The sequence below is a fragment of the Mesorhizobium sp. M7A.F.Ca.US.002.01.1.1 genome, assembly GCF_004022955.1.
In the GTDB taxonomy this organism is placed as follows: Bacteria; Pseudomonadota; Alphaproteobacteria; order Rhizobiales; family Rhizobiaceae; genus Mesorhizobium; species Mesorhizobium ciceri.
Map to the genome: position 1 here is coordinate 1 of NZ_RZQE01000584.1, position 3,188 is coordinate 3,188.

At 61.2% G+C, this 3,188-nt stretch carries 2 protein-coding genes and 1 pseudogene; all 3 read right to left on the reverse strand.

What is annotated here, in order from left to right; translation table 11 throughout:
- Window positions 1–2,030 (reverse strand): M23 family metallopeptidase (locus EN932_RS32345; protein ID WP_164890736.1); only part of this gene is annotated, 2,030 nt, incomplete at its 3' end.
- Entirely contained in the window at window positions 2,027–2,437 is a 411-nt protein-coding gene (locus EN932_RS32350) for a DUF1036 domain-containing protein (RefSeq protein WP_164755300.1), read from the reverse strand. The genes EN932_RS32345 and EN932_RS32350, both read right to left, overlap by 4 nt.
- A gap of 84 nt (window positions 2,438–2,521) precedes the next feature.
- Window positions 2,522–3,188 (reverse strand): annotated as a pseudogene (locus EN932_RS32355) (serine/threonine protein kinase); the annotation flags it as partial.

The window sequence follows — 3,188 nt, forward strand, 5'->3', positions numbered from 1 at the left end:
AGTCTCCCCGCCGTAATCTGGTGACCACGCTCCCGAAGATAGGCCTCGCCTTCGCGAGCCAGGTTGCGAACCATCTCACGCGAGATCGTGGCGTCGTAGCGCAGTGCGAGCAGGTCGGCTGTCGACAGCGTGCGCGCAAGTTCCGGGCGGTAGGTGTTCATCATCCTGATCCAGGTCTTGCTTATGAATTGCCCTGCACCGGTTGCTGAGGAATTTGGGTTCTTGGCGCGAGCGCTGCCGCCGCTTTCGACATGAACGATACGGTCGGTGAGCGTCTCGACCGCGGAATCGTCGGAAGCGACCGCGGTGACCGTGCCGAGTGGGTCGATCGCTGCGCCATTCTGGTAGAGTTCGAAATGCAGGTGGGGCCCGGTCGAAAGGCCGGTGGTGCCGATATAGCCGATCACATCGCCGGCTTTCACCCTGGTTCCGACACCGGTCCCGATTGCAAATCTCAGCATATGCGCATAGCGCGTCTCGCGCCCGTTTGGGTGCGAGATCTTCACCAGATTGCCATAGCTGCCGCCATCGCCCTGGAAGGTGATCTCACCATCGAAGGCGGCTGCGATCGGCGTGCCAACGGGAGCCGCCCAGTCGACGCCCTTGTGGATGCGAACGGTGCCGAGAATTGGATGCTTGCGTGGCCCGAAGGTGGATGTCATCACCCCGTTGACGGGCGTGACCATGCCGTTGGTGACCGTCAGCGAGCGGACCTGATCGTCACCGGTAACGCACGCAAACTGGCCCTCGCTCAGCTGGAAGACGAAACAGTCGAGGCTCTTTTCGGTGCCCTGCACGCCGACATACAGCACACGCCCGTCAGTCTCGCCCTTGCCGCGCGGCGTTTGCGAGTAGATCAGCACAAGGCGCTGGTCCTCGCTGGCGAAGGCGTCCAGATCCTGCCCTCGCGATAGGTACATGATCGCTTCGCCGATCACGCCGGTTGGAACACTGTTGCGAGCCGCCGTCGAGTAGATCGCGTCGAGCAGGCGATACTGCCGCTTGTGCGTGCCTTCCCCCTGTGCGCCCGAATAGTTGAACAGATCTTCACGGACCCAGGGATCGACACCCGATACGAATGCGCCCGCCGCATTGCGTGTCAGCGTGCCGACAAAGACGTTCTTGGCGTAGATGGACACCTGCATCAGCGACATGGTCGTCGTCTCGCGCCTCGGCCTGAAACCACGCATGGCGATGACATAGCCCGGTTCCAGGCCGTCGCGGTTGAAAAGCGCCTTCAGCGCTTGCCCTGCCAGCTTGGCGTCCTCTGCGGAGAAATGCGCATCGAGCGCGACGCTGTCCAAAGAGCGGTCGTTGAGGATTTTCACGAACGTGTCTTCGGTCGCCTCGAACCGCTGATACTCATTCGAGACGGTTGCGACACTCGTGTTGTTTTCGATCTGCGTCTTCTGGAATGCGGGAAGGGCTGCATCGCCCGCATCGATGGTCTCGCCCCAGCCGGCTTCGGGATCATCGGCGTCCGCCCTTTGGTCGGGCGCTGCGGCTGGTTCCCCCTCTATCGGCGATGGCTCAAGATCATTCTGCAGATCACCGGATGGTGGGGCAGCAGTCTTTCGTTGCGCCTGGAAGAATGCAAAATCCTCTTGCGTCGACGGTATCGTTGTCATGAATTTTTCGCTCGCGCTAAGCATGACGTCAGACAGGATTTCGATCTGTGGAGAAACGCCGGCCTGGTTGAGTTCCGCCGGGCGCGGCATTGTCCGGCCTTTGGTTGCGGCGCTGGCATCGGGCGCCAGCGTGATCCACATCGGGTCCCCCGCCAGATCGATAATGGCTGGCACATACACGGATGCGTCCGCCGGCATATCGTCCGCCCCTTCGACCGCATGCAACTCCTCGTCTTCGTCTCCGAACGACCAATACTCGGCGGTGAGGTAGAAACCGGCGGCGATAGAGAGCAGCACAGCCACCGCGAGACCGGCAACAAGCCTGTGCCGAAGCGTGCGCCTGCGAAGGGCCGCGCGCGCCTGCTTTTTCTGCCTGAAGCTCGTGTCGATACCGTGCGTCACGGATTGCTTCCCGTAAGGAAGAAAGTCCACCGCGCCTGTTCGAGGGTATCGACTTCAAGAAATTGTGCCGCGATATGGCCGCGCTGCCAGCACTCGTCGATGCCGCGTATCGAAAAACGTCGCCGCTCAATGCACATTTCGGTCGATCCTGTGAGGATCGCATGACCAAACACGTCCGTTGCGTAGATGTAGATGTAGCGGTTCGTCAGTTCCTCACGAATGACGTTTACGCATTGATTGGCGCCGATGGTCCACCAGCCATCGGTCTGGTCCGCATTGTCGACCTTCTGGCCGACGGCGAGATTGACGACATCCAGAGTCTGATTGCAGACCGTGAACTCGGCGCGCGCTTCGCTGGATGACAGCACGGCAAACAGGGCCGCCCCCCCCATGACCGCAAGCCTCATGCTGCCACGCAGGGCAGGGGCCCGAACCGGATCAAACTGCCTTACCGGCGGGTCAGAGCGGCTGAGTTGCATCGGGCGCCCATGCTATCCGCCGAGCCGGAAATACTGGGCGGTGGCCGAGAATTGAGACCCGTCGGTCTCGATTTCTTCGAGAATCTTGGGGAGCAGCACCGAGGCTGGCATGGGCGTGGAGAACGCGGCTGCCTGGATGTCCTGAGGGCCCGTGATCACCATTATGATCTGCGGCACCGCCTTTCCGGCGGCTTTGTCGGCGGCCCCGAGACCAATCGGGATGCTGAAAGTAGCCTTGCCGGGTTCTACGACGATGCGGTCGTCGAGATTGAACACCATGCCTTTATGGTCGATCAACAGCACGCTGGACCTGAGCCCGCCACGCGTCACCAGCGTTCCGCTGATCGGCGTACCGTTTGGCACCGATGTCCGATCGAGAACAAGCTGCGGCTTGTCTGATGCGGTCTGCCCGATAAAGCGCAGAAAATTGGTGACTTCGCATTGGCTTGGTTCAATGAGCCGGACGCTGATGTCCGGCTCGACATGGAATTTGGCCTGGAACTCGGCCAGCATGCCTTCGAATGGCTGGACCGATGTTCCAAAGCCTTCGATCGCGGCAGCCTTGTCGGTTGCTGAGGTCATCGTCGCATAGAAACAGTCGCCGCCGCCGAAGTCGCGAACCCATGACACCCGTTGGGCGATGTCGTCGACGGCCGGGGGAATCTCCGGTTTGGGCCTG

Bases quoted from the DNA above. Each gene is read 5' to 3' on its own strand.
- EN932_RS32350 (WP_164755300.1), bottom strand. From the start codon at position 2,437: ATGAGGCTTGCGGTCATGGGGGGGGCGGCCCTGTTTGCCGTGCTGTCA.